At 64.1% G+C, this 22371-nt stretch carries 19 protein-coding genes; 11 read left to right on the forward strand and 8 right to left on the reverse strand.

What is annotated here, in order from left to right; all coding sequences use genetic code 11:
- Positions 1-90 precede the first annotated feature (90 nt).
- Both ybeY and ACCQ08_RS16155 read right to left on the reverse strand, forming a co-directional pair.
- Complete coding sequence (gene ybeY, locus ACCQ08_RS16150) at positions 91-549, reverse strand: rRNA maturation RNase YbeY (RefSeq protein ID WP_230780864.1); 459 nt, start codon at positions 547-549, stop codon at positions 91-93.
- Between the two features lie 49 nt (positions 550-598).
- Positions 599-1546 carry a PhoH family protein gene (locus ACCQ08_RS16155; protein WP_312411371.1) on the reverse strand — a complete coding sequence of 316 codons (948 nt, stop codon included), beginning with the start codon at positions 1544-1546 and terminating at the stop codon, positions 599-601.
- A gap of 93 nt (positions 1547-1639) precedes the next feature.
- Between ACCQ08_RS16155 and ruvA the strand changes: the two genes are divergently transcribed.
- From ruvA to ruvB, 5 genes are all read left to right on the forward strand, one after another.
- On the forward strand, positions 1640-2212 hold the full coding sequence (ruvA, locus tag ACCQ08_RS16160; RefSeq protein ID WP_239812782.1) for a Holliday junction branch migration protein RuvA: 573 nt from the start codon (positions 1640-1642) through the stop codon (positions 2210-2212).
- A 76-nt stretch (positions 2213-2288) separates the two neighbouring features.
- Positions 2289-3764 carry a serine protease gene (locus tag ACCQ08_RS16165; RefSeq protein ID WP_373450369.1) on the forward strand — a complete coding sequence of 492 codons (1476 nt, stop codon included), beginning with the start codon at positions 2289-2291 and terminating at the stop codon, positions 3762-3764.
- Positions 3765-4223: 459 nt separating this feature from the next.
- Positions 4224-5654 (forward strand): serine protease, encoded by a 1431-nt coding sequence (locus ACCQ08_RS16170; protein WP_373450370.1) that lies wholly within the window; start codon positions 4224-4226, stop codon positions 5652-5654.
- A gap of 494 nt (positions 5655-6148) precedes the next feature.
- Positions 6149-7918 (forward strand): trypsin-like peptidase domain-containing protein, encoded by a 1770-nt coding sequence (locus tag ACCQ08_RS16175; protein ID WP_373450371.1) that lies wholly within the window; start codon positions 6149-6151, stop codon positions 7916-7918.
- Positions 7919-7959: 41 nt separating this feature from the next.
- Complete coding sequence (ruvB, locus tag ACCQ08_RS16180) at positions 7960-9027, forward strand: Holliday junction branch migration DNA helicase RuvB (protein ID WP_369459629.1); 1068 nt, start codon at positions 7960-7962, stop codon at positions 9025-9027.
- A 134-nt stretch (positions 9028-9161) separates the two neighbouring features.
- Here ruvB and ACCQ08_RS16185 read toward each other — a convergent pair whose 3' ends face one another.
- The 6 genes from ACCQ08_RS16185 to ACCQ08_RS16210 form a co-directional block, all read right to left on the reverse strand.
- Positions 9162-10118, reverse strand: a complete 957-nt coding sequence (locus ACCQ08_RS16185) for a LysR family transcriptional regulator (protein WP_239809619.1) — start codon at positions 10116-10118, stop codon at positions 9162-9164.
- 325 nt (positions 10119-10443) lie between these two features.
- Complete coding sequence (locus ACCQ08_RS16190; protein WP_239809618.1) at positions 10444-11085, reverse strand: histidine phosphatase family protein; 642 nt, start codon at positions 11083-11085, stop codon at positions 10444-10446.
- 10 nt (positions 11086-11095) lie between these two features.
- A complete protein-coding gene (locus tag ACCQ08_RS16195; RefSeq protein ID WP_312835309.1) occupies positions 11096-11758 on the reverse strand; it encodes a hypothetical protein in 663 nt (220 codons plus the stop codon).
- Between the two features lie 196 nt (positions 11759-11954).
- The gene (gene ttcA / locus ACCQ08_RS16200; protein WP_239809616.1) at positions 11955-12950 is read right to left on the reverse strand and encodes a tRNA 2-thiocytidine(32) synthetase TtcA; all 996 of its coding nucleotides are present in this window, start codon (positions 12948-12950) and stop codon (positions 11955-11957) included.
- A 4-nt stretch (positions 12951-12954) separates the two neighbouring features.
- Positions 12955-13329, reverse strand: a complete 375-nt coding sequence (locus ACCQ08_RS16205; protein ID WP_116926667.1) for a dihydroneopterin aldolase — start codon at positions 13327-13329, stop codon at positions 12955-12957.
- A 26-nt stretch (positions 13330-13355) separates the two neighbouring features.
- On the reverse strand, positions 13356-14132 hold the full coding sequence (locus ACCQ08_RS16210; protein WP_239809615.1) for an SDR family oxidoreductase: 777 nt from the start codon (positions 14130-14132) through the stop codon (positions 13356-13358).
- 74 nt (positions 14133-14206) lie between these two features.
- Here ACCQ08_RS16210 and ACCQ08_RS16215 point away from each other — a divergent pair, with 74 nt between their 5' ends.
- From ACCQ08_RS16215 to ACCQ08_RS16240, 6 genes are all read left to right on the forward strand, one after another.
- Positions 14207-15280, forward strand: coding sequence for a class I SAM-dependent methyltransferase (locus ACCQ08_RS16215; RefSeq protein ID WP_373450372.1), 1074 nt, complete (start codon positions 14207-14209; stop codon positions 15278-15280).
- A 331-nt stretch (positions 15281-15611) separates the two neighbouring features.
- The gene (locus ACCQ08_RS16220) at positions 15612-16580 is read left to right on the forward strand and encodes a TauD/TfdA family dioxygenase (protein ID WP_312411342.1); all 969 of its coding nucleotides are present in this window, start codon (positions 15612-15614) and stop codon (positions 16578-16580) included.
- A 236-nt stretch (positions 16581-16816) separates the two neighbouring features.
- A complete protein-coding gene (locus ACCQ08_RS16225; RefSeq protein ID WP_373450373.1) occupies positions 16817-17944 on the forward strand; it encodes an ABC transporter substrate-binding protein in 1128 nt (375 codons plus the stop codon).
- Position 17945: 1 nt separating this feature from the next.
- On the forward strand, positions 17946-18950 hold the full coding sequence (locus ACCQ08_RS16230; RefSeq protein ID WP_373450374.1) for an ABC transporter ATP-binding protein: 1005 nt from the start codon (positions 17946-17948) through the stop codon (positions 18948-18950).
- 28 nt (positions 18951-18978) lie between these two features.
- On the forward strand, positions 18979-19881 hold the full coding sequence (locus ACCQ08_RS16235; protein WP_230780819.1) for an ABC transporter permease: 903 nt from the start codon (positions 18979-18981) through the stop codon (positions 19879-19881).
- A gap of 355 nt (positions 19882-20236) precedes the next feature.
- Positions 20237-22231 carry a BCCT family transporter gene (locus ACCQ08_RS16240; RefSeq protein ID WP_373450380.1) on the forward strand — a complete coding sequence of 665 codons (1995 nt, stop codon included), beginning with the start codon at positions 20237-20239 and terminating at the stop codon, positions 22229-22231.
- Positions 22232-22371 lie beyond the last annotated feature (140 nt).

The following is a 22371-nucleotide window of genomic DNA, read 5'->3' on the forward strand; positions in this document are numbered from 1 at the left end:
CCGTTTGATTAGTCGCTCAAAAGTCAGTATTGCGTTGAGGCAGAAGCGCCCAATGCGCGATGTTCATCTTTGGATGCAGCGCAGCGCTGCTTACTTCTGGTACGGATCGGTAAAGCCCAGCTCTTGCATGATGGCCGTCTCGTAGGCTTCCATCTCTTCGGCATCCTGCTCGCTGGTTTCATGGTCCCAGCCCTGGGCGTGCAAGGTGCCATGCACCAGCAGGTGGGCATAGTGCTCCTGCAGCGACTTGTTCTGCTCCTTGGCCTCGCGCGCCACCACGGGCGCGCACAGCACCAGGTCGGCCAGCACGGTGGGCTCCTGCTGGTAGTCAAAGGTCAGCACATTGGTGGCGTAGTCCTTTTGGCGGTACTCGCGGTTCAGCGCCTGGCCTTCTTCGGTATCGACAATGCGCACGGTGATCTCGGCATCATCGGCCAGCGCGTGGCGAATCCAGCGCGTGACCTGGCCCCGGGGCAGGGCGGCGCGGTGCTCGGCCACGCCGTCAAAGCGGGCAAATTGCAGCGACAGGGTGAGTTGGTTCAATGCCATGTTGTTGTGGATCGGTGGGGTGGCACAGGTGGGGGCGTGCGGGCTGGGCTCAGTCGCCGCGGGCCGGGCGGCGCTGCTTGTCGTAGGCGTCCACGATGCGCGCGACCAGCGGATGGCGCACCACATCGGCGCTGGTAAAGCGGTTGACGGCAATGCCCTTGACCCGCTTGAGCACACGTTCGGCGTCGATCAGGCCGCTCAGCTGGCCCTTGGGCAGGTCGATCTGGCTCACATCGCCGGTCACCACGGCCTTGGCGCCAAAGCCGATGCGGGTGAGGAACATCTTCATCTGCTCGGGCGTGGTGTTCTGCGCCTCATCCAGAATGACAAAGGCGTTGTTGAGCGTGCGGCCGCGCATGAAGGCCAGCGGCGCGATCTCGATGGCGTTGCGCTCAAAGGCCTTTTGCACCTTGTCGTAGCCCATCAGGTCGTAGAGCGCGTCGTACAGCGGGCGCAGATAGGGATCGACCTTCTGCGACAGATCACCGGGCAGAAAACCCAGGCGTTCACCGGCTTCGACCGCAGGGCGGGTCAGCACAATGCGCTGCACCTGGCTGCGCTCGAGCGCATCGACGGCGCAGGCCACGGCCAGGTAGGTCTTGCCGGTGCCGGCCGGGCCAATGCCGAAGGTGATGTCGTGCGCGGCGATGTTCTCCAGGTAGCCGGCCTGGTTGGGCGTGCGGGCGCGCAGATCGGCGCGGCGCGTGTTCAGCACGATCGCGTCTTCAGGCGCGGCCATCAGTTCGCTGTCACCTGCCATCATCAGCTGGATCTGGTCTTCGCTGATGGGGGTATCGGCCATCTCGTACAGCGCCTCCAGCAGCTCCAGTGCCTCGTTGGCCACAGCCTTGGGGCCGTCGATCTTGAACTGCTCATGGCGATGGGCAATCTTGACGCCCAGATGGTTCTCGATCTGGCGCAGATGCGCATCGGCAGGGCCGCAGAGATTGGCAATGCGGTTGTTGTTGTGGGGCGTAAAGGTATGGCGCAGGATCACGCGGCAAATTCCGTTGAAAAATTCAGTATGCTTGCAGGCGGGCACGCGACGCACATCGGGGTGGCCGCAGACAAGCTACAAGGAAAGATACAAATGATAGGCCGATTGAGCGGAACACTGGTGGAAAAGATGCCACCCGAGGTACTGGTGGATTGCCATGGTGTGGGCTATGAGGTGCAGGTGCCGATGAGCACCTTCTACAACCTGCCGTCCGTTGGCGAAACCATCACGCTGCTGACGCAGTTTATCGTGCGCGAGGATGCGCAGCTGCTGTACGGGTTTGGCACGGCCGAGGAGCGCCAGACTTTCCGCGAACTGATCAAGATCACCGGCGTGGGCCCGCGCACGGCGCTGTCCATCCTCAGTGGCATGGGCGTGACCGACCTGGCGCAGGCCGTGTCGCTGCAGGAGGCGGGGCGGCTGGTGAAGGTGCCCGGCATCGGCAAGAAGACCGCCGAGCGCCTGCTGCTGGAGCTCAAAGGCAAACTGGGCGCGGACATGGGGGCCCGTACGGCGGCGGTCAACGATGCACAGGCCGACATTTTGCAAGCACTGGTCGCGCTGGGTTACAGCGACAAGGATGCGGCCGCCGCTCTGAAGTTGTTACCTGCCGACATCAGCGTAACGGACGGTATCAAGCAGGCTTTGAAAGCGCTGGCAAAATGACTCGCGCAGAGGCGACCGGGCAGCAGCGCGGTCGAGTGTGACTATCAATACCAATCAACACGGAGTGGACGATTCCATGAAATATTCCAAGTATGCAGTGCCCGGTCTGTTGTGGACCACGGGCGTGGCTGCGGCCCTGGCTTTGGCGGGCTGCGGCGGCGGCTCTGGTTCCGACGATGACGACAACGGTGGCGTGACCCAGCCCAAGGCCTATGTGCTGGACTCGGTCGTGCTGCCGGCATCGGCCATCAAATCGGCTGCGGCGGCGCCTGCATCCTTGGGTGCTGCGGTACAGACCCGCTTTGTGGTGCTGCCCGAGCTGGAAGCGGAAAAGACCGTGGCCAGCGACGACGGCCCCGCCCAGCAGATTGGCACGCAGCGCGCCGTGGCGGCCACCAGCACGGTGGCCCAGACCCAGTCGGCACTGCAGTGGAGCTCGCTGGCCAATGGTCAGCAAGTCGCGGCCATCAACATCCAGTCGACCGGCGCCTATGGCCTTCGCGCTGGCGTGCTGGTGGACAGCCTGCCCGATGCAGCGCTGCTGCGCGTCTACAGCCAGGAACACCCCCATGCGATCATTGAGCGCAGCGGCGCTGAAGTGAACGCGCTGCTGGCGCAAAACCGCAAGGCGGGCGAGACGGGTGCGGCCGCCAATACCTGGTGGACGCCTGATGTTGGCGCCGGTGACACCACTGTCGAAGTGGTGCTGCCAGCCGGTACCGGCGCCGATGCGCTGCGCATCTCGATCCCCGTGGTCTCGCACATCTACCAGAACCTGTCGTTGCCGACCGAGGCCGAACTGGCAGAAACCGCCAAGGCCGATACCTCGGCCAGCTGCAACCTCGATGCTTCTTGCACCAACAGCTACCGGACCGAGCGCAATTCCGTGGCGCGCATGGTGTTCACCCGCTCTGATGGCAAGTCCTATCTGTGCACCGGTACCTTGCTGAACAACACCAAGGGTGACTTTGCGCCGTACTTCCTGACCGGCAACCACTGCATCTCGACCCAGTCCTCGGCATCGTCGATGCAGACCAGCTGGTTCTACCGCTCCAGCAGCTGCAACTCCGGCGTGCCCGGCGCCAATGCGGCCCTGCGCAGTGCAGGTGCGACTTTGCTCTACGCAACCAGCACGACCGACTCGGCGCTGCTCAAGCTCAATGAGATGCCTCCCGTGGGCGTGACCTTGGCAGGCTGGGACGCCCGCACTGCCGGCCAGGTGGGCGACGCTGTCTACGGTCTGCACCACCCCGGTGGCAACCTGCTCAAGTACAGCGTGGGTTCTGTCGTGGGCTACATGAACTGTGTCGCAGGCAGTGGCAATGCCATCACCTGCAGTACCGGTGATGCGAACAGCGGCTTCTACAGCGTGCGCTGGAGCCAAGGTACCACCGAAGGCGGCAGCAGCGGCTCTTCGCTGTTCCGCAATGGCCGCGTCGTCGGTAACCTGTACGGTGGCGGCGCCAGCTGCCTGGCGCCCAATGCATCCGACTACTACGGTCGTTTTGACAAGGTATTCAGCGACCGCATCTGGAACTGGCTGGCGAGCTGATCGCTTCCCACCGGACCGCGGCGCTCTCGCCGCGAGTCTCTGACCGCTAAAAACCTGCCCGTGAAACGGCAGGTTTTTTTTATTGGCAATTTCTTGCGTAGATTTTTCTGATTAACAGCACCTCGGAATTGGGGTGTTCTTCATTCTGAGTGCTTTACTGGTTAATGGAGATTTTTGGCTGTGGCTAATAGAAGCACGCTCTCTGAGAGATGGGCGTGATTTTGCTTGGTATTCAATGGGGATAATGGAAAAATAGGGGCAGTGGAAGAGTTTCTTTTTGTGGGTCGCTATTTGCTCTTGGCAAGAGTGAACGCTTGCTTCTTTGGTGGTTACCTGCCGTTGTTTAAATTACGGAGGGCGCTATTGGTTTTTAAATTCGCCTTTGAAAATAAAGAGGCAAACAGCAATTCGGCAGTTTGCAGGCGTTTTTAATAGCAGTTGATATGGAGTGGATTCACCATGGAATACTCGAAATATGCAATGTGTGGCCTGTTTTGCCTGACAGGTCTGGCGGTGGCGCAGCCTATGGGGTCTGGCGTGGATTCGATCGTGGCCCCTGAAGCGGCTGATGAATCAGCGCAAGCCGCTCCAGTGCCCTTGGGCGCCGCAGTGCGAACACGCTTTGTGGTGCTGCCTGCGTTGGATGAGGAAGAGATGCTGGCGGGCACGCAGGCCGCCGGACCGGCGTTGCAAATTGGTGCCGCGCGTCCAGTGGCCGCTACCAGCTCGGTGGCGCAAACCAGTTCAGCGCTGGACTGGGCTGCCTTGCCCGGCGGCGAGCTGGTGGCGGCCATCAACATCCAGTCGCCGGGCGCCTATGGCTTGCGTGCTGGTGTTCTGGTTGAGAGCCTGCCGGATGGGGCGCTGCTGCGCGTCTACAGCCAGGAGCATCCCGATGCCATCATCGAGCACGATGGTTCCGAGATCAATGCGCTGCTGGCGCTCAACAAGCAGGCCGGTGAGACGGGCGCTGCTGCCAATACCTGGTGGACGCCAGAGGTGGGTGCAGGTGATGCGACGGTAGAAGTGGTGCTGCCAGTGGGCACGGCCCCGGAAGCCTTGCGCATGTCGGTTCCGCTGGTCTCGCACATCTACCAGAACCTGTCGCTCCCGACCGATGCGGAATGGGCAGACATGCCCCAGCCGGGGACCGCCCAGGCCGAGAGCTGCCTACTGGATGCCACTTGCAGCACTGAGCATCCGGTCCTGCGCAACGCGGTGGCCCGTATGCTGTATACCCGACCGGACGGTTTGTCCTACCTGTGTACCGGTACCTTGCTGAACAACACCAGGAATAATTTCGTTCCTTTCTTTCTGACGGCCAACCATTGCATTTCAGAGCAATCAGCGGCCTCGTCGTTGCAGACCCGCTGGTTCTACCGCTCCACCAGTTGCGATTCCGGGGTGGCACGTCCCCATGCCACCCGGCACGGAGGCGCTACCTTGCTGCTTGCCACCGACAAGACCGATTCGACATTGCTCAGACTCAATGAGAGACCGCCCGCCGGTGTGACTTTTGCGGGCTGGGATGAAAATCTCCTTCCCATCGACGCGCCCATCCACAGCCTGCACCATCCTAGAGGCGGCTTGCTGAAGTACCACGTCGGTATGGTGGATAACTACGCCGCATGTGAGAGTGATAGCGAAACCACCTTCCAGTGCCAGGTGGGCGATGCGAACGGCGGTTATTACAGGGTGCGCATGACTGAGGGTGCCGCAGAGGGTGGAAGCAGCGGTTCAGCGCTGTTCCTCGGTGACCGCGTGGTGGGTACGCTGTGGGGCGGCTCCCATAGCTGCACCGCGCTGATTGGCTTCAATTTCTATGGACGCCTGGACCTGTTCTTTGCCGAAGGTGCATCGCGTTGGCTGGCGCCTGAAAACGCGCTGTGAAGCCTGGATGACGCTTGTTGGCGGGGCCGCTCATCGGCAAAACCTGCCTGTGATAGGGCAGGTTTTTTCTGATCCATGGCTCCGATGCGGTGAACTCCCCATGCTTGATGGACGGTCGTGGATTCTTAGCGGGGCATCTGTGGGGGCGGGCCCCTCCTGACAGGTCAGTGCCCGGACAGGCCCAGCTGGAGCGGCCGACTGCAAGGCTTTTGCAAATGCGGTTCATAAGTCAAATTTAACAAATGTTTTGTTTTTGTACTAGCCGATAGACTTGTTTGATGTGAGTGCTTGCTCTAGATTGGCTTTCTCTGATCAGTCGTTGTGTTGGTCAGGAGCTTTGCTTGTCGCACAGCGGGGAGTCCATCATGTCCTGTCGCATTGTGTCCCGTTGGGAGGCCGCGCTTTCTTGTCATGGGCTGCGGCTCGTGTCGGCCCTGGTCATTGCGGGGGCCTGCGGTTGGGCCCAGGCCAGTTGGCAGGTGGATGCGCGCAGAATGCCAGCCAGCCCAGGCACTGCCCTGACCAAGCAAGCCACCGCCCTCTCGGCCCCTGCTGTCGTTCCCGTTGTGTTGCCACCCTGGCAAGGCAGCAAGGCGCTGGCGCCTGATGAGGGTGGCGTGCGCCAGACAGGCGTAGCGCGTGCGCTGGACGCGATGGATTCTGATGACAAGGTAACGCATCTGCTGCAGTGGAAAGCCTTGCCGTCGGGGCAGAAAGTGGCCGCCCTTCAATGGGTGGCTGCTGATGCTTATGGCCTGCGTCTGGGACTGGAGTTTTCCGCATTGCCAGCGATGGCTGTATTTCGGCTTTATGCATCGCCCGAGGCCGCTGTCAGTTATGAAGTGACAGGCGCTGCGCTGCTGGAGCGGCTGGTTGCGGACGCACAAACCGGCAAGCGCACCTGGTGGACCCCTGATGTGGGGCCGGCGCCGGTGCTGGAGATCCTGCTGCCGGCCGCGTTGCCGACCAGCAGCCTGCAATGGGCGATGCCCCAGCTCTCCCAGATAGTCGTGCCGCCCAGCGCCAGCGAGGTGCTGAAACTGTCCGATGCCGCGGTGCCGACGGAAAAGCGCCGTCCCAATGCCTGCCAGGGGGACGTGAATTGCCAGGATGCGCTGCTCGACCAGCGTGACGCCGTCATCCGAATCTTCTATGTGAACCAGGGCCGCACGTTCCAGTGTACCGGCACCCTCGTCAACAACCCCCGCCAGGACCTGACCCCTTATGTGCTGACGGCTGCCCACTGTGTGGGAGACCAGGCGGCCGCATCCACCGTGCAGACCTCCTGGTTTTATTACTCGCAGTCGTGCAACAGCAACCAGCTGTTTGCGGGCCACACCGAGCGCTTCAGTGCAGCGCGCTGGCTGGCATCGAGCAGCGCCAATGATATGACCTTGCTGCAGCTCAATGAGGCACCGCCCGCCGGGGCGCTGTTTGCGGGCTGGGACGCCACCGCACTGCCGGCAGGCACTGCTGTGGCAGGCCTGCACCACCCGCACGGGGATCTGATGATGTTGGCTGCCGGCACCTCCGAGGATGACACCGCCTGCACTGTGAACGATGCCAGCAGCCGCTTGGATTGCAGCGCCCAAACGCTGAGCAATGGCGGCTTCTACCATGTGCGCTGGAGCCAGGGTGGTATCGAAGGGGGCTCGAGCGGCTCGGCCCTGTTTGTCGGTGGCCGGCTGACGGCGACCCTGACGGGCGGTGACATCTGGTGCGCCGCCAAGGATGGGCGTGCGGTGTATGGCCGGCTGGACCAGGCGTTCGCGAGCTTTGCCGCCTGGTTGGGTGCCGGCGCGGCAGTGAACAGCGATCTGCAGCTGCCCGTGTACCGCTTCCAGGTGCTGCGCTCGGGCGGAGCGTTCTATACCGTGTCTGTGCAGGAGCGTGACTGGGTGATTGCGGTGCTCTCCGATGACGTCGTTTTCGACGGCATCGCCTTCTATGCTGCGGACCATGCGCATGACCGTCTGGTGCCCGTCCACCGCTATTTCAATCCCGAGGTGGGCGCCCATTTCTACACGACCAGCGATGCCGAGCGGCAATTTGTGCAGACCTACCACCCCCGCTGGAACTACGACGGTATTGCCTGGTGGTCGCCCGCGCAGCCCGGAGACGGGGTCGTGCCTGTCTACCGCGCCTACCAATATGTGCCAGGCGTGCACCACTACAGCATGCAGATCCAGGCCCGCGATGCCTGGCTGGCCAATGCGGGGCTGTTGTATGACGGACTGGCTTATTATGTCTGGGATGCGCCCTAGGGAACCCCTGCACACCGCCCTGGCCATGCCTGCATTGACCCATGACTATCCATACCGATTCCTTCGCCGCCGCGCCCGCTCCCCGTCCTGACAACCGCGTGATTTCCGCAAGCCAGTCCTCTTCGCAGGAGGAGGTGCTCGAGCGCGCTTTGCGCCCCAAGCAGCTCGATGAGTATGTGGGGCAGGCCAAGGCACGTGAGCAGCTGGAAATCTTCATCGGCGCAGCGAAAAAGCGCAGCGAAGCGCTGGACCATGTGCTGCTGTTCGGCCCGCCTGGACTGGGCAAGACGACCTTGTCGCACATCATCGCCTCCGAGCTGGGTGTGAACCTGCGCCAGACCAGTGGCCCGGTGCTGGAAAAGCCCAAGGACCTGGCCGCGCTGCTGACCAACCTGGAGCGCAACGATGTGCTCTTTATCGACGAAATCCACCGTCTGTCGCCGGTGGTCGAGGAAATCCTCTACCCGGCACTGGAGGACTACCAGATCGACATCATGATCGGCGAAGGGCCGGCGGCGCGTTCGATCAAGCTCGATCTGCAGCCCTTTACCCTGGTGGGGGCGACCACGCGCGCAGGCATGCTGACCAATCCGCTGCGCGACCGTTTTGGTATCGTCGCACGGCTGGAGTTCTACACCACGGAAGAGCTGACCAAGATTGTGATGCGCAGCGCCGGCCTGCTGAACACGCCAATCGATGACGAGGGCGGCCTGGAGATTGCCCGCCGATCACGCGGCACGCCACGTATTGCCAACCGCTTGCTGCGCCGGGTGCGCGATTACGCCGATGTCAAGGGCAATGGCCGCATCACCCAGGAGATGGCCAGCCGCGCGCTGGCCATGCTGGATGTGGATCCGCTGGGTTTTGACATCATGGACCGCAAGCTGCTTGAAGCGGTGGTGCACCGCTTTGACGGCGGGCCGGTAGGGCTGGACAACATCGCCGCCAGCATTGGCGAGGAGCCGGGCACGATCGAGGATGTGATCGAGCCGTACCTGATCCAGCAGGGATTTTTGCAGCGCACGCCCCGCGGCCGCATGGCGACCCAGGCGGCGTACCGCCACTTGGGCCTGGTGGGCGGTGGGCCGGGCCAGGCCGCACTGGTGTAATGCAAGAAGCCCCATTGCTGGGGCTTCGGGGCGGGAGCGCCTGGCTCGGCGCCCCCGGTGGGGTGGGGCGCCGGCGCTCGGTGCGTTCCACGGATTCCGTACGCTGCAGAGGGCAAGGCCCCGGCACAACGGGCTCAAGCGGCCTTGGCGCTGCGCTTGCTGGGCGGAGCGTCGTTGCCCATGTTCTCGCGCAGGTAATCCCAGCATTCCTGGACAATGGCGCGGCGGCTGCCGTTGGCGGCGCGCGTCATCAGGCAGATGCGGCGGGACAGCAGCGGGCCCTTGAGCGGTAGGGTCACCCAGTCATCGCCATGGTGCCCCTGTGTGTACAGGCGCGAAAGCAGGCCGATGCGCAGGCCGCTTTGCACCAGCGCGTAGAGCGATTCGGTATAGCTCAGCGTTTCGGTGTGGCTGGTGCCCACGCCCTGCTGCTCGAGTACCGAGACGATCATCTCGTAGGTGCTGCCGCGTGAGAGCACCACGAGCGGCTCGTCACTGAGGTCCGCCCAGCGCAGGTCGGTCTTTTGGGCGAGGCGGTGCTTGGCGGGGATGACCGCCATCACTTCGTCCTCGGTCACGAACTGCGTCTCGACCGAAGGCGGCACGGTGAATTCCAGGCCCAGGCCGATGTCCGAACTGCCGTTGGCAACGGATGCGAGCAGGTCGTCATTGCGCATATCGTGCAGCTGCAGATCCACCATGGGGTGGGATTGCTGCCAGATCGCCAGCCAGGGGGCCAGCAGGTGGGTGGTGGACGGGATGCAACTGATGCGCACGGTATCGGCCTGGTATTTGAGCAATTGCTGCAGATCTTGCACACCTTGCACAAAGTTGTTGATCATCCACTCCACCTGCGGACGCACGGCTTCGCCGGCCGATGTCAGGCGCACATGGTGCGTGCTGCGGTCAAACAGCGCAGTACCCAGCAGCGTTTCCAGCTCGCGGATCGCAGAAGACAGCGCCGGCTGGCTCATCGACAGCGCCTGCGCGGCACGGCTGAAGCTGCGGTGCGTCGCCACTTCCTTGAAGCAGCTCAGCTGCCGCAGCGAGGGGGTAGGCAGGGGTTTACGGGTCAGCTCGGCGTCTGGCATATAACGGTCAATACCTTTTTAGTAATCTCATAGAAGAGTCATTGAACTCGTCTATAGATGGTCTCACTACTATTAATAATGATCAAGCAATTAGTGAATTCTAAAAGTAATTAAATGTCACTCGATCAGCAGTGCTTAGGAGTGAATGCTGACATACCTTGGTATTTTATCGACTCTATGGGGCATTGCGTTTCATTTGTTTGTGTCATTGCAGAAGGCCCAGCTTGGCAACCACGCGCAGCAGCGCCGGAATGGCGCCATCCGGCGGCTTGCAGTGATGCAAAAAAGTGACAAGAGGTTCGTCGAGGAGGCGCGCAGGCAGCGGCTAGTGCGTGGCTTCGTCCAGCCCTTGGGTCTGTAGATGGCTGGTGTCTCCCCAGCCCACCAGCGTCAATCCGGTGTCGGGTGTCCAGAGCAGGCGGTTAACACTGGTATTGGCAAGCTCCCAGGTGCGGGGTGCTTGGATGCCCTGGCGGGTGGCCAGGCGGTAGAGGCTGTCAAGTACGCCGCCGTGGGCGACCAACGCGATCTGCTGCCCCAGGTGTTGGGCAGCGAGTTCGGCCACGACCTGCGCCACGCGGGCCTGCAGTGCCTGCAGCGATTCGCCTTGCGGCGGGGCGAAGACCGGGTCGCGTTTGCGCCAGCGCAGCGCGGATGGCGGGTCGGACGCCTCGATCTCGGTAAAACGTGCGCCCTCGTAGTCGCCAAAGCTGCGCTCGCGCAGGGCGGCATGGGTGCTCAGCGGCGCGCCATTGGCTTGCGCCAGCGCCTGGGCGGTGTGCAGCGCGCGCTGCAGATCACTGCTGTAGATGTGGGCCAGCGGGGTGTCGGCCAGCGCCTGCGCCAGGCGCTGCGCCTGGCGCTCGCCGGTAGCATTCAGCGGTATATCGGTATGGCCCTGGATGCGGGCAGCAAGGTTCCAATCGGTCTCCCCGTGGCGAATGGCAATGATCTGGGTGCTGTGCATGCGTTCCTTGTTATGGGGTTTTGGAGCTGGACGTTGCGGGAGCGGAGCTGGCTGCAGGGGCAGCAGGGGCGGGTGCGGGCTGTTCAGCGGAGGGCGCGCCAACCGTGGTGCTGACGCGGCGTGGCCCTTGCGGCGGCTTGGGAAAGCCGTTGAGCGCCGAGTCAAACAGGATGCGGTAGATCACCTGGTCATCGACCCAGACGTCCTCGTACCGGGCCGAGGTCTCGTAGACCACCTGCTGGGTCTGGACATCGCGCAAGGTCAGCTGCACCGCACGGTAGTGCAGCGAGGGGCCGGTGTCGCGCCACATCATGCCGCCGCGCCAGCCCCATCCCCATCCCCAGCCGGGTCCCATGCCCCAACCGCCATAGGGGTTGTAGGGGCTGCCGGGCATCAGCCAGCTGTCGGGAATGTAACGCGCCTGGACATCGATCTGCGCGATCACGCTGCCCTGGCGGTCGTCGCGGCGCAGGCCCACCCCGGCCAACGAGGCTTGGGCCTGTTGCACCACGGTGTCGAACTGGGGGCCGAGGGCGATCTGGGAGGGCAGCAGCTGCAGCCGGTAGGTCGGGGGCGAGGGGACTTGCTGCAGTGTCGAGTAGCTCTGCACATCGCTGTCGATGGTGCGCACGCCAGCGCATCCGGCCAGCCAGAAGCTGGCGGAAGCGGCCACCGCGACCCCTGCCAGGCGTCGCAGCGCTCGCCAATTGTCCGCGGTGTGGATGGATGGAAACATCGTGCGATCTCCCGAAAAAAAAGCGCTGCGCCATAAGGACACAGCGCAGACGCTCAACGATAAACGCTTGGAGCGGCAGCGGCTGTCAGTCAGGGGCGACAAGCAGGGCTGCATGGCTCTCAATCAATGGATATCAACCCAATTGCACCACCTGCATGCCTGCGGGCAGCGATGGGTTGGTGGGCAGGTCGTCGTGGTCGAAGGCCTTGTCGCCGTTTTCATCGGCGATGCCGGTGGGCTTGGCGTTCTGGAAGTCGAACAGCTTGGGGTCGGCCAGGTGGGTGGGCACCACGTGTTGCAGCGCGCGGAACATGTTGTTGACGCGGCCGGGGTGCTTGCGGTCCCACTCGCGCAGCATGTCGCCAATCATCTGGCGCTGCAGGTTTTCCTGGCTGCCGCAGAGGTTGCAGGGGATGATGGGGAAGTCGCGGTACTGGGCCCAGCGCTCGGTGTCCTTCTCGGGCACATAGGCCAGCGGGCGGATCACCACATGCTTGCCGTCGTCGCTCACCAGCTTGGGTGGCATGGCCTTCATGATGCCGCCGTGGAACATGTTGAGCATCAGGGTCTGCACGATGTCGTCGCGGTGGTGGCCCAGCGCCACCTTGTTGCAGCCCAGCTGGTCGGCCACCTTGTACAGAATGGCGCGGCGCAGGCGCGAGCACAGGCCGCAGGTGGTCTTGCCCTCGGGCACCACGCGCTTGACGACGCTGTAGGTGTCCTGGTTCTCGATGTGGAAGTCCACGCCCACGCTTTGGAGGTACTCGGGCAGCACGTGTTCGGGAAAGCCGGGCTGCTTCTGGTCCAGGTTCACGGCCACCAGGTCGAACTTGATCGGCGCGCGGGCGCGCAGCTTCATCAGGATGTCGAGCAGGGTGTAGCTGTCCTTGCCGCCGGACATGCAGACCATCACCTTGTCGCCGTCCTCGATCATGTTGTAGTCGCCAATGGCGCGCGCCACTTCACGGCACAGGCGCTTTTCCAGCTTGTGGTTCTCGCGCTGGATCTTCAGGCGCTTCTCGTTGGAGGCCGATGCCTGTGCATCGTCGCCAGCGGCGTCATCGAAGTCCCAAGCGTTCGCGGCGGCAGGCTGGGGCTGGAGGAGTGCGGTATCGGTGGGGGCATTCATAGGTTCACCATTGTCCGGTTTCGGTGCGGATTGCAACTTCGCAATCGTCAAAAATCTCTAGCTTGGCGATCTTCACGCGAACGCCGCGCACATTGGGCAACTGCATCAGCCGCTGGGCGACCTTGCCGATCAGGGTCTCGAGCAGGTTGACGTGCTCTGCCGTGCATTCATCGATGATGATCTGGCGCACCTTGCGATAGTCCAGCACATGCATGATGTCGTCATCGCTGGGCGCCAGCGGCTGCTGGCCCATGTTGATCTCCGCATCCACCAAGATGGGTTGCGGCGCAGTCTTCTCGTGGGCAAGGATGCCTAAATTGGCATCAAAACGCAGGCCCGTCAAGCTCAGGGTTTGCAACCCGGTGTCAAATGTCGTCATAAAAGCAGCAAGGCAGCGAAGAGCCGCTACATCATCGAAAAATCGCGGTCGAACCGCATCAGGTGCTGGCCGCCGTCCACCAGCAGGCTGGTGCCGGTGATCGAGCGGTTGTCCAGCGCAAAGCGCACGGTGGCTGCCACGTCTTCTGCGGTGGAAGAGCGCCCCAGCGGGCTCATGCGGTGCAGGGCCTCGAACTTCTCGGGGCTCAGGTAGTCGCTGGTCAGGGTCAGACCCGGGGCCACGCCCACCACGCGCAGGCGCGGCGCCAGCGCCTGGGCCAGCAAGGTGTTGGCCGCTTCCAGCGCCGCCTTGCTCAAGGTGTAGCTGACGAAGTCGGGGTTCATGTTCCAGAGCTTCTGGTCCAGCAGGTTCACGACCACGCCCTGGGCCTCATCGCCCCGCTGGCAGATATGCTGGTGCAGCAGCTGGGCCAGCACGATGGGTGCGGCCGTGTTGCTGCGCAGATGGCGCTCCAGTGCGGCATAGCCAAAATCGGCGGCGCCGTCGTGCTCGAACAGCGAGGCGCTGTTGACCACCGCATCGACCTGGCCGAAATGGGCCACCACCCGGGGCAGCAAGCCGCGCACCGCGGCCTCGTCCTCGAAATCCGCATCAAAATGGCCGCTCAGGCCCGACAGCGCGGCGCACTCGGCGGCAGTCTGCGCGGCCTCGGCGGCCGAGCCCCGGTAGTGCACGGCGACCTGCCAGCCATGGCGTGCCAGCCCGAGCGCAATCACCCGGCCCAGGCGCTTGGCAGCGCCGGTGACCAGTACGGTGCGTGGGGTCGAAGAAGGCATTGGCATAGCGTGCGGCAAGCGGCGACAATAGGGGGGTGAATACAGAACCCTCTAGTTTAACAATTGTGCTGGCCAGGCGCATGGCTGAGGCTATTGCCCAGGCCGGCGGCTGGATCCCGTTTGATGACTTCATGCGCATGGCGCTGTACGAGCCCGGCCTGGGCTACTACGCCAATGACCGCAGCAAGTTTGGCGTGATGCCCGAGGAGGGCAGCGACTTTGTCACCGCCCCTGAGCTGTCGCCGGTGTTTGGCGAGCTGGTGGCCGCCCAGGTCCAGGATGCCTTTGCCCATACCCAGACCAGCGAGGTCTGGGAGTTTGGCGCCGGCACCGGCGCCCTGGCCGAGCAGCTGCTGTCCACGCTGGGCCCCGCTTGCACGCGCTACACGATTGTCGATGTCTCGGGCAGCCTGCGCCTGCGCCAGCAAGAGCGCCTGGCCCGCTTTGGCGGCCAGGTGCAGTGGGCCGACAGCCTGCCCGCGCAGATGCAGGGCGTGGTCGTCGGCAACGAGGTGCTCGATGCGATGCCGGTCAAGCTCTTGCTGCGCCAGCAGGGCGTATGGCAGGAGCGCGGGGTGGTCGTCGCCAGTGCCGATGGGGACGATATCCGCTTTGGCTGGGCAGAGCGGCCCACCAGCCTGCGCCCGCCGCTGGAGCCGGAGCTGCCGCAGGAGGCCGAGTACCTGACCGAGATCCATCCGCAGGGCGAGGCCTTTGTGGCGACCCTGGCCGACCGCATCAGCCGGGGCGCGGTGCTGCTGATCGACTACGGCTTTGGCGAATCCGAGTACTACCACCCGCAGCGCCACATGGGCACCCTGGTCTGCCACCACCTGCACCAGGTCGACAGTGACCCGCTGGTGCTGGTGGGCCTGAAGGACATCACCGCCCATGTGAACTTCACCGGCATTGCGGTGGCGGCCCAGGATGCCGGCATGGATGTGCTGGGCTATACCAGCCAGGCCCATTTCCTGATCAACTGCGGTCTGGCTGCCAAGCTCGACCGGCTCGAAGTGATTGCCCGCAGCAAGGCGGCCAAGCTGATGATGGAGCACGAGATGGGTGAGTTCTTCAAGGCCATCCTGCTGAGCAAGGGCGTGGCCCCGTGGGACCCGGCCGGTTTTGTGCAAGGCGACCGCATGCACCGGCTGTAACCACTGGCGCCAGCGCAGAGCGGGGCTGGACTGGCCCGGCAGAGGCGGGCCGCAAAAAGATGGCTGCCGGTGCCAAGCCCTGACACATAACCGCTGCCGGGCGCATCCGGTCTGGTCGCGCCCGGCACTGGGCATGCAAGGCTGGCTTGTGCTGCACCGACAGACGTCGATCATCGCTGCGCTGCGTGACAGCCTCATGACGGCGCGTAACGCGGCAGCGCCCTCCTGCCCTTCATCGGTTTTCGCATAAAGATACGCGTTTTCATTCGTTTTCTGTTCGTGGCAGGGCTTCTACATTGGGCTTATCACTGGTCCGCCAAGGAAAGCCGCCATGTCCGCGCTGTTTGATGTTCTGACTGCCCACCCCTTCTTCTTCCGCCGTCCGGTGCCCGACAGCGCCAGCCAGGCGGGGGGCGCCACTGGCAGCACCCAGGCCTTCAGCCTGCGCCCGATCCAGCAGCCCGCTGGGGCCCAGACCCGTCTGGGCGTGGAGGTCGTGGGTCTGGACCTGTCCCGCCCGCTGGGCCCGGAGGATTTTGCCCGGCTGCAGCAGGCGCACCAGGACCACAGCGTGGTGGTCTACCGCAACCAGCGCATCACACCGGCTGAGCAGATTGCCTTCAGCCGCCGCTTCGGCCCGTTGCAGCGCCATGTGCTGCGCAACTACCAGCTGGCCGACCATGACGAGATCCTGATCGTCTCCAACATCATCGAAAACGGCCAGCCGGTGGGCCTGGGCGATGCCGGCGCGTACTGGCATTCCGACCTGTCCTACAAACCCCAACCGGCGATGGGATCGCTGTTGCATGCGCAGGAGTTGCCCGATGTCGGCGGCGATACCTTGTTTGCCGACCAGGTCGCCGCCTACGAGGCACTGCCCTACACCCTCAAGCAACAGCTCGTGGGCCTGCAGGCAGAGCACAGCTATCTGCTGAAATACGAGGCACTGCGCGAGCGCAATGCCTTCCGCCCCGCGCTGAGCGCCGCGCAGATTGCCGAGGTCAAGCCTGCTGTGCACCCGGTGGTGCGTACCGATCCGCAGACCGGGCGCAAGTCGCTGTTTGTCAGCGAGCATTTCACGACCCGCATCCTGGGCCTGCCCGAAGCCCGCTCTGCCGCGCTGCTGGCCGAGCTGTTCGCCCACAGTACCCAGCCGCAGTTTGTCTACCGCCACCACTGGCGTGACCGGGACATGGTGTTCTGGGACAACCGCGCCGTGCTGCATCTGGCCACCGGTGTTCCGGCCGGCCAGCGCCGCAAGCTCTACCGCACCACGATCGAAGGGGATGTGCCGGTATGAGCGCCGCCCACACCCCACAGCGCCGCCAATCGCTGTTCCTGCTGTCGCTGGCCCTGGCTGCCGCTTGTCGCTGACCGCCAGCCCAGGCCATTGCGGCCGCGCGGCCTGCCCCACCGTCAGCGGCGATTGACGCCAGCCTCCCGCAACGGCACCGCAGCCACCTGACTCCAGGGGTGCTGCGGTGCGGACATGCGGCCCCGACTCGATCCTCCGATCCCCCTATTTCATTGAGCACCATGACCTTCCATTCACCCTGGGCGCGCAGCCAGCCGCCGGCCAAAGACTCCGTCACCCCCCACGCCGTGGCCAACCCCTGCGTTGCCAGCCAGCGCCGCAGCAGCCTGGGACAGGCTGGCAAACATGCGGCCGCAGTGCTGGCCGCCACGGCGGCGCTGTGGGGTGTAGGCGCGGGCAGCGCGCAGGCCGCAGAAGGCCAGCTGCGCATTGCCCAGCAGTACGGCATCGTCTACCTGCTGCTCAATGTGGCGCAGGACCAGCAGTTCATCGAAAAGCAGGGCAAGGCCCAGGGTGTCGATATCAAGGTCAGCTACCTGCAGTTCTCCGGCGGGCCGGCGGTCAACGATGCGCTGCTCTCGGGCAATGTCGACATCGCCGGCGCCGGTGTGGCGCCGCTGTTCACCCTCTGGGACCGCACCAGGGGCAAGCAGAACGTCAAGGGGGTGGCCTCGCTGGGCAACTTCCCCTATTACCTGGTGAGCAACAATCCGCAGGTCAAGACGATTGCCGACTTCACCGACAAGGACCGCATTGCCACACCGGCGGTCGGTGTGTCGGTGCAGTCGCGGGTGCTGCAATATGCCTCGGCCAAGCTCTGGGGTGAGCAGCATTACCAGCGGCTCGACAAGCTGCAGGTCGCGCTGCCACACCCCGACGCCGCAGCGGCCATCATCAAGGGCGGCACCGAGATCACTGCCCACTTTGGCAATCCGCCGTTCCAGGAGGTGGAGCTGGCCGGCAACCCCAATGCGCGCATTGTGCTCAACAGCTACGAGGTGCTGGGCGGACCCGCATCGTCCACCGTGCTCTACGCCACCGAGAAGTTCCGCCAGGAAAGCCCCAAGACCTACCGCGCCTTTGTCGATGCCCTCGATGAATCGGCCCGCTTTGTCCAGGCCAACCCCGAGCAGGCGGCCGACATCTTTTTGAAGAGCGGTGGCGGCGGCAAGGTGGACCGCAATCTGATCCTGCAGATCATCAAGAACCCGCAGGTGCAGTTCCCGATCCAGCCGCAGAACACCGTGGGCCTGGGCCAGTTCCTGCAGCGGGTGGGCGTGATCAAGACCAAGCCTGAATCGGTGCGTGATTATTTCTTCGACGACGCCCGTATCTCCGGAGGGAGCTGATATGCGCTGGCCCCACGTCTTTGCGCAGGATGGCGATGTCGCCCTCTCACGGGGCAGCTGGCTGCGCAGCGCCGCCGAGCCCTATGCCAGTCTAGCTGAGGCCGAGCTGGCCGACCGCCTGGTCAGCCGTGCACACCCTGTCCCCTCGGCAGCGCCCAGCCACGCCGTGCAAGCGGGCGCAGCCTTGCTGGAGGTGGACCAGGTCAGCATCGACTACGTGACGGAAGAGCGCATGCTGCGCGCCACCCACCAGGTAAGCCTGCAGGTGCATGCCGCCGAGCGCTTTGTGCTGCTGGGGGCCTCGGGCTGCGGCAAGTCGACCTTGCTCAAGGCCATGGCGGGTTTTGTGCCGGTCAGCGAAGGGGAGATCCGCCTGGGCGGCAGTCCTGTGCAAGGCCCGGGTCCGGACCGGGTGATGGTATTCCAGGAGTTTGACCAGCTGCCACCGTGGAAGACCGTGCGCGAGAACGTGATGTTTCCGCTGCTGGCCTCGCGCCGCTGCAGCAAGGCCGAGGCGCGCGAGCGCGCCGACCTCTACCTGGACAAGGTGGGGCTGAGCCGCTTTGCCGATGTGCACCCGCACCAGCTGTCAGGCGGCATGAAGCAGCGCGTAGCCATTGCCCGTGCGCTGGCCATGCACCCGCAGGTGCTGCTGATGGACGAGCCCTTTGCCGCACTGGATGCGTTGACCAGAAGGCGCATGCAGGAGGAGCTGCTGGCGCTGTGGGACGAGTTGCGCTTTACCCTCGTGTTTGTCACCCATTCGATCGAGGAGGCGCTCGTCGTGGGCAGCCGCGTCGCCATTCTGTCGCCACACCCTGGGCGTCTGCGGGCAGAAATCAATGCCCATGCCTTTGGCCTGGCCAGCGGCGGCAGTGCCGAGTTTGAAGCCGCACACCAGCGCATCCACCGGCTGCTGTTCGATGAAGACCGCACGGGCGGCCCGCTGGTGGAAAGCACCAGCTCCAGCAACCAACCCCCCCAGGCCTTGCGCCGCGTGGCTTGACGCGACAAGCCCCCACCAGGAGTTCCGCATGGCATCCACCCCTGTTACTGCCTGGCCTGGCGATACCAAAGCCCAGGCACCCGTGCGGCCCGAAGCCGAATACCCGCTGCCCGATGTGCCGCAGCAGCTGACGGCGCGCCGTCTGCCGCTGGCCAAGCGCCTGCTGCAGCATCCGGCCTTGCGCAAGGCCATCATCCTGGTGGTGCTGGCCATCATCTGGGAGCTGGCTGCCCGCTGGCAGGACAACGACCTGCTGCTGCCCACCTTCAGCCAGACCGCTGCGACCTTGCTGCGCGACCTGGCCAATGGCGAGTTGCTGGGCAAGGCGGCGGTGTCGCTGGGCATCCTGCTGCAGGGCTACCTGCTGGGCGTGGCCGGGGCCCTGCTGCTGACCGTGCTGGCGGTTTCCAGCCAGTGGGGGCGCGATGTGCTGACCACCCTGACCAGCATGTTCAACCCCTTGCCCGCCATTGCGCTGCTGCCGTTGGCACTGCTCTGGCTGGGCCTGGGCCAGGCCAGCCTGCTGGCGGTGCTGGTGCATTCGGTGCTGTGGCCGCTGGCGCTGGCCACCTATGCGGGTTTCCAGGCCGTGCCCGAGACCTTGCGCATGGCTGGCCGCAATTATGGCCTGCGCGGCGCGCGCTATGTGTTGCAGATCCTCGTGCCTGCAGCGCTGCCGTCGATCCTGTCAGGGCTCAAGATTGGCTGGGCCTTTGCGTGGCGCACCCTGATCGCCGCCGAGCTGGTGTTCGGTGCATCCTCGGGCAAGGGCGGACTGGGCTGGTACATCTTCCAAAGCCGCAACGAGCTCTACACCGACCAGGTGTTTGCCGGGCTGGCGCTGGTGATCATCATCGGCTTGCTGGTCGAGACCCTGGGCTTCCACCAACTCGAACGGGTGACCGTCAAGCGCTGGGGTGTACAGCGCTGAGCAGCTAAGGGGGCTGCCTGGTCTGTGGCGTCATCCCAACGCCGCCCCCGGTGCCAGCAGCGCTGCCGCTGTAAGACGGTGGCGATTGTTGAAGATTGGCTGATCTGCGGCATAGTATTTGCATAATCACTTATTGCATACTGATAGGTTTTGCAGTGCCTTGCCGTGCCCATGGGGGGCTGGAAGGCTTCTGCGGCGCGCCTGCGACGGACGGGGCGTGCTCCCAACGGGTATACCTATGACCAACTCTTCTCCCGATCCGGCGGTAGCGCCTGAGGCTGGCACCCCGCCAGCCCCGGGCGCACCTGCCTCAGGGCCCGCTGCGCCGGCGCCGCAGAGCAGCCAGCACTCGACCATGTCGCTGCCGGTGGTGATACCGGCACTGCTGGTGCTTACCGCCTTGCTGCTCGTCTGCGTGCTCGCGCCCGATGCAGCGGACCGCCTGTTCTCCGGCGCGCAGCGCTGGGTGGTGGCCAGTTTTGACTGGTTCTATGTGATGGCGCTGAGCGCCTTCCTGCTGTTTTTGGTCGTGCTGGCCGCCAGCCGCTATGGCGATATCCGCCTGGGGCCCGATGATGCCAAGCCCGAGTTCAGCTTTGTCTCCTGGTCGTCGATGCTGTTTGCCGCCGGCATGGGCATTGGCCTGATGTACTTTGGCGTGGGCGAGCCACTGCAGCATTTCCTCAATCCAGCCACGCAGGAGCCGGGCACGCCCGCCGCCGCCCGCGAGGCGATGGAGGCCACGTTCTTCCACTGGGGTTTCCATGCCTGGGCCGTCTACGGCACGATGGGCCTGGTGCTGGCCTATTTCGGCTTTCGCTACAACCTGCCGCTGACCATGCGCTCGGGCCTGTACCCGCTGCTGCGCGACCGCATCAACGGGCCCATCGGCCATGGCGTGGACGCGTTTGCCTTGGTCGGCACGATCGCCGGTATTGCGACGACGCTGGGCTATGGCGCACGCCAGATTGCTGCCGGTATCCACACCTTGACCGGCTGGGAAACGGAGAGCTCGGGCTTTCTGGTGACCATCATCGTCGTCGTGGTGACCCTTGCCAGCCTGTCGGCCCTGCTGGGTGTCGACAAAGGTGTGCGGCGCCTGAGCGAGTTCAACATGCTGCTGTCGGTGCTGCTGCTGAGCTTTGTCGTGATCGCCGGCCCCACGGCCCATATCTTCAAGGCCTTGAGTGAGAACATCGGCAACTACCTGCAGGGCCTGCTGGGCATGTCGCTGCGCACCTTTGCCTATGCGCCGTCGCGCGAAGAGGGCTGGTTTGGCGGCTGGACGATTCTGTACTGGGCCTGGTGGGTGAGCTGGTCGCCCTTTGTCGGCATGTTCATCGCCCGCATCTCGCGCGGCCGCACGGTGCGCGAGTTCGTCATCGGCGTGCTGCTGGTGCCCACCGCCTTCAACCTGCTGTGGATGACCGCGTTTGGCAACAGCGCGATCTGGACGGACACCCATGTCGCCGCCGGCGCGCTCGCGCAGACCGCGACCAATGTCGATGCCTTGCTGTTCCGCTTCTTCGAGTACCTGCCCTGGGTCAAACCGGTGTCGTGGCTGGCGGTGTTGCTGATCGGTGTGTTCTTCATCACGTCCGCCGACTCGGGCGCGCTGGTGGTCAACTCCATCGCTTCGCGCGGCAACAACGAATCGCCCGTGTGGCAACGCCTGTTCTGGTGTGTGCTGCTGGGCGTTACCTCGATCGTGCTGCTGCTCGCCGGCGGCTTGGGCGCGCTGCAGGCCGTCACGCTGGTGGCCGCCTTGCCGGTGGCAGTGATCATGCTGGTGCTGTGCATCGGCCTGTGGCGCGGCATGGTCGCCGACCTGGCCCATTACTCCCCCGACCTGGCGCCTGCCACCAACTTCTGGAGCGGCCAGCACTGGCGCAAGCGCCTGGAGCAGATCGTGCACCAGCCGCTCAAGGCGGATGTGCAGCGCTTTTTGCGTGCCACCGTTTTGCCTGCGATGCATGAGGTGGCCGCCGAGATGCAAAAGCGCGGACTGCAGGCGCATGTGCATGAAAGCCTGGAGGGCGAGGGCGACAGCGAAGTGCGCCTGGTGGTGCCGGTGGAGAAGCTGCGCGACTTTGTCTACGGTGTGCGTACGGTGCGCCGCGCGATACCCACCTTCACGGTGCGCGAGAGTGCGGGCAGCAAGGAGCGGCGGTATATGTACGAGCCCATTACCTTCTTTGAAGATGGGCGGTCGGGGTATGACGTGCAGTATTTGCGCAGCGAGGAGCTTATCGCCGATATTCTCCGCCAGTACGAGCGCTATCTCTCACTCAGCGCAGACAAGCGGACGCAACTCTTGAACCGAGCCCCAGGACACACAGATCCTGTGTAAGTTTTTTTGGCCACCTTCGGGTGGCTTTTTCTTTTTGTGGTTTGTTGCTCTGGCGGTGCTGTTGTTGTTTGGGGCGTTGGCAGTCTTCGTTTTGGGGTGGCGATATGGGCGCGCAGGCTTTGTTGCGGGGGCTTGCCATA

The sequence above is a fragment of the Comamonas sp. SY3 genome (genome assembly GCF_041730275.1).
Lineage (GTDB): Bacteria > Pseudomonadota > Gammaproteobacteria > Burkholderiales > Burkholderiaceae_C > Comamonas > Comamonas sediminis.

What these genes read in the sequence shown, in the direction of transcription:
- ACCQ08_RS16205 (WP_116926667.1), bottom strand. Translation starts at nt 13,329, where the DNA reads ATGACGACATTTGACACCGGGTTGCAAACCCTGAGCTTGACGGGCCTG.
- ruvA (WP_239812782.1), top strand. Translation starts at nt 1,640, where the DNA reads ATGATAGGCCGATTGAGCGGAACACTGGTGGAAAAGATGCCACCCGAG.
- ruvB (WP_369459629.1), top strand. Translation starts at nt 7,960, where the DNA reads ATGACTATCCATACCGATTCCTTCGCCGCCGCGCCCGCTCCCCGTCCT.
- ACCQ08_RS16215 (WP_373450372.1), top strand. Translation starts at nt 14,207, where the DNA reads ATGGCTGAGGCTATTGCCCAGGCCGGCGGCTGGATCCCGTTTGATGAC.
- ACCQ08_RS16220 (WP_312411342.1), top strand. Translation starts at nt 15,612, where the DNA reads ATGTCCGCGCTGTTTGATGTTCTGACTGCCCACCCCTTCTTCTTCCGC.
- ACCQ08_RS16225 (WP_373450373.1), top strand. Translation starts at nt 16,817, where the DNA reads ATGACCTTCCATTCACCCTGGGCGCGCAGCCAGCCGCCGGCCAAAGAC.
- ACCQ08_RS16175 (WP_373450371.1), top strand. Translation starts at nt 6,149, where the DNA reads ATGCCAGCCAGCCCAGGCACTGCCCTGACCAAGCAAGCCACCGCCCTC.
- ACCQ08_RS16210 (WP_239809615.1), bottom strand. Translation starts at nt 14,132, where the DNA reads ATGCCAATGCCTTCTTCGACCCCACGCACCGTACTGGTCACCGGCGCT.
- ACCQ08_RS16235 (WP_230780819.1), top strand. Translation starts at nt 18,979, where the DNA reads ATGGCATCCACCCCTGTTACTGCCTGGCCTGGCGATACCAAAGCCCAG.
- ACCQ08_RS16165 (WP_373450369.1), top strand. Translation starts at nt 2,289, where the DNA reads ATGAAATATTCCAAGTATGCAGTGCCCGGTCTGTTGTGGACCACGGGC.
- ybeY (WP_230780864.1), bottom strand. Translation starts at nt 549, where the DNA reads ATGGCATTGAACCAACTCACCCTGTCGCTGCAATTTGCCCGCTTTGAC.
- ACCQ08_RS16185 (WP_239809619.1), bottom strand. Translation starts at nt 10,118, where the DNA reads ATGCCAGACGCCGAGCTGACCCGTAAACCCCTGCCTACCCCCTCGCTG.
- ttcA (WP_239809616.1), bottom strand. Translation starts at nt 12,950, where the DNA reads ATGAATGCCCCCACCGATACCGCACTCCTCCAGCCCCAGCCTGCCGCC.
- ACCQ08_RS16230 (WP_373450374.1), top strand. Translation starts at nt 17,946, where the DNA reads ATGCGCTGGCCCCACGTCTTTGCGCAGGATGGCGATGTCGCCCTCTCA.
- ACCQ08_RS16190 (WP_239809618.1), bottom strand. Translation starts at nt 11,085, where the DNA reads ATGCACAGCACCCAGATCATTGCCATTCGCCACGGGGAGACCGATTGG.
- ACCQ08_RS16170 (WP_373450370.1), top strand. Translation starts at nt 4,224, where the DNA reads ATGGAATACTCGAAATATGCAATGTGTGGCCTGTTTTGCCTGACAGGT.
- ACCQ08_RS16240 (WP_373450380.1), top strand. Translation starts at nt 20,237, where the DNA reads ATGTCGCTGCCGGTGGTGATACCGGCACTGCTGGTGCTTACCGCCTTG.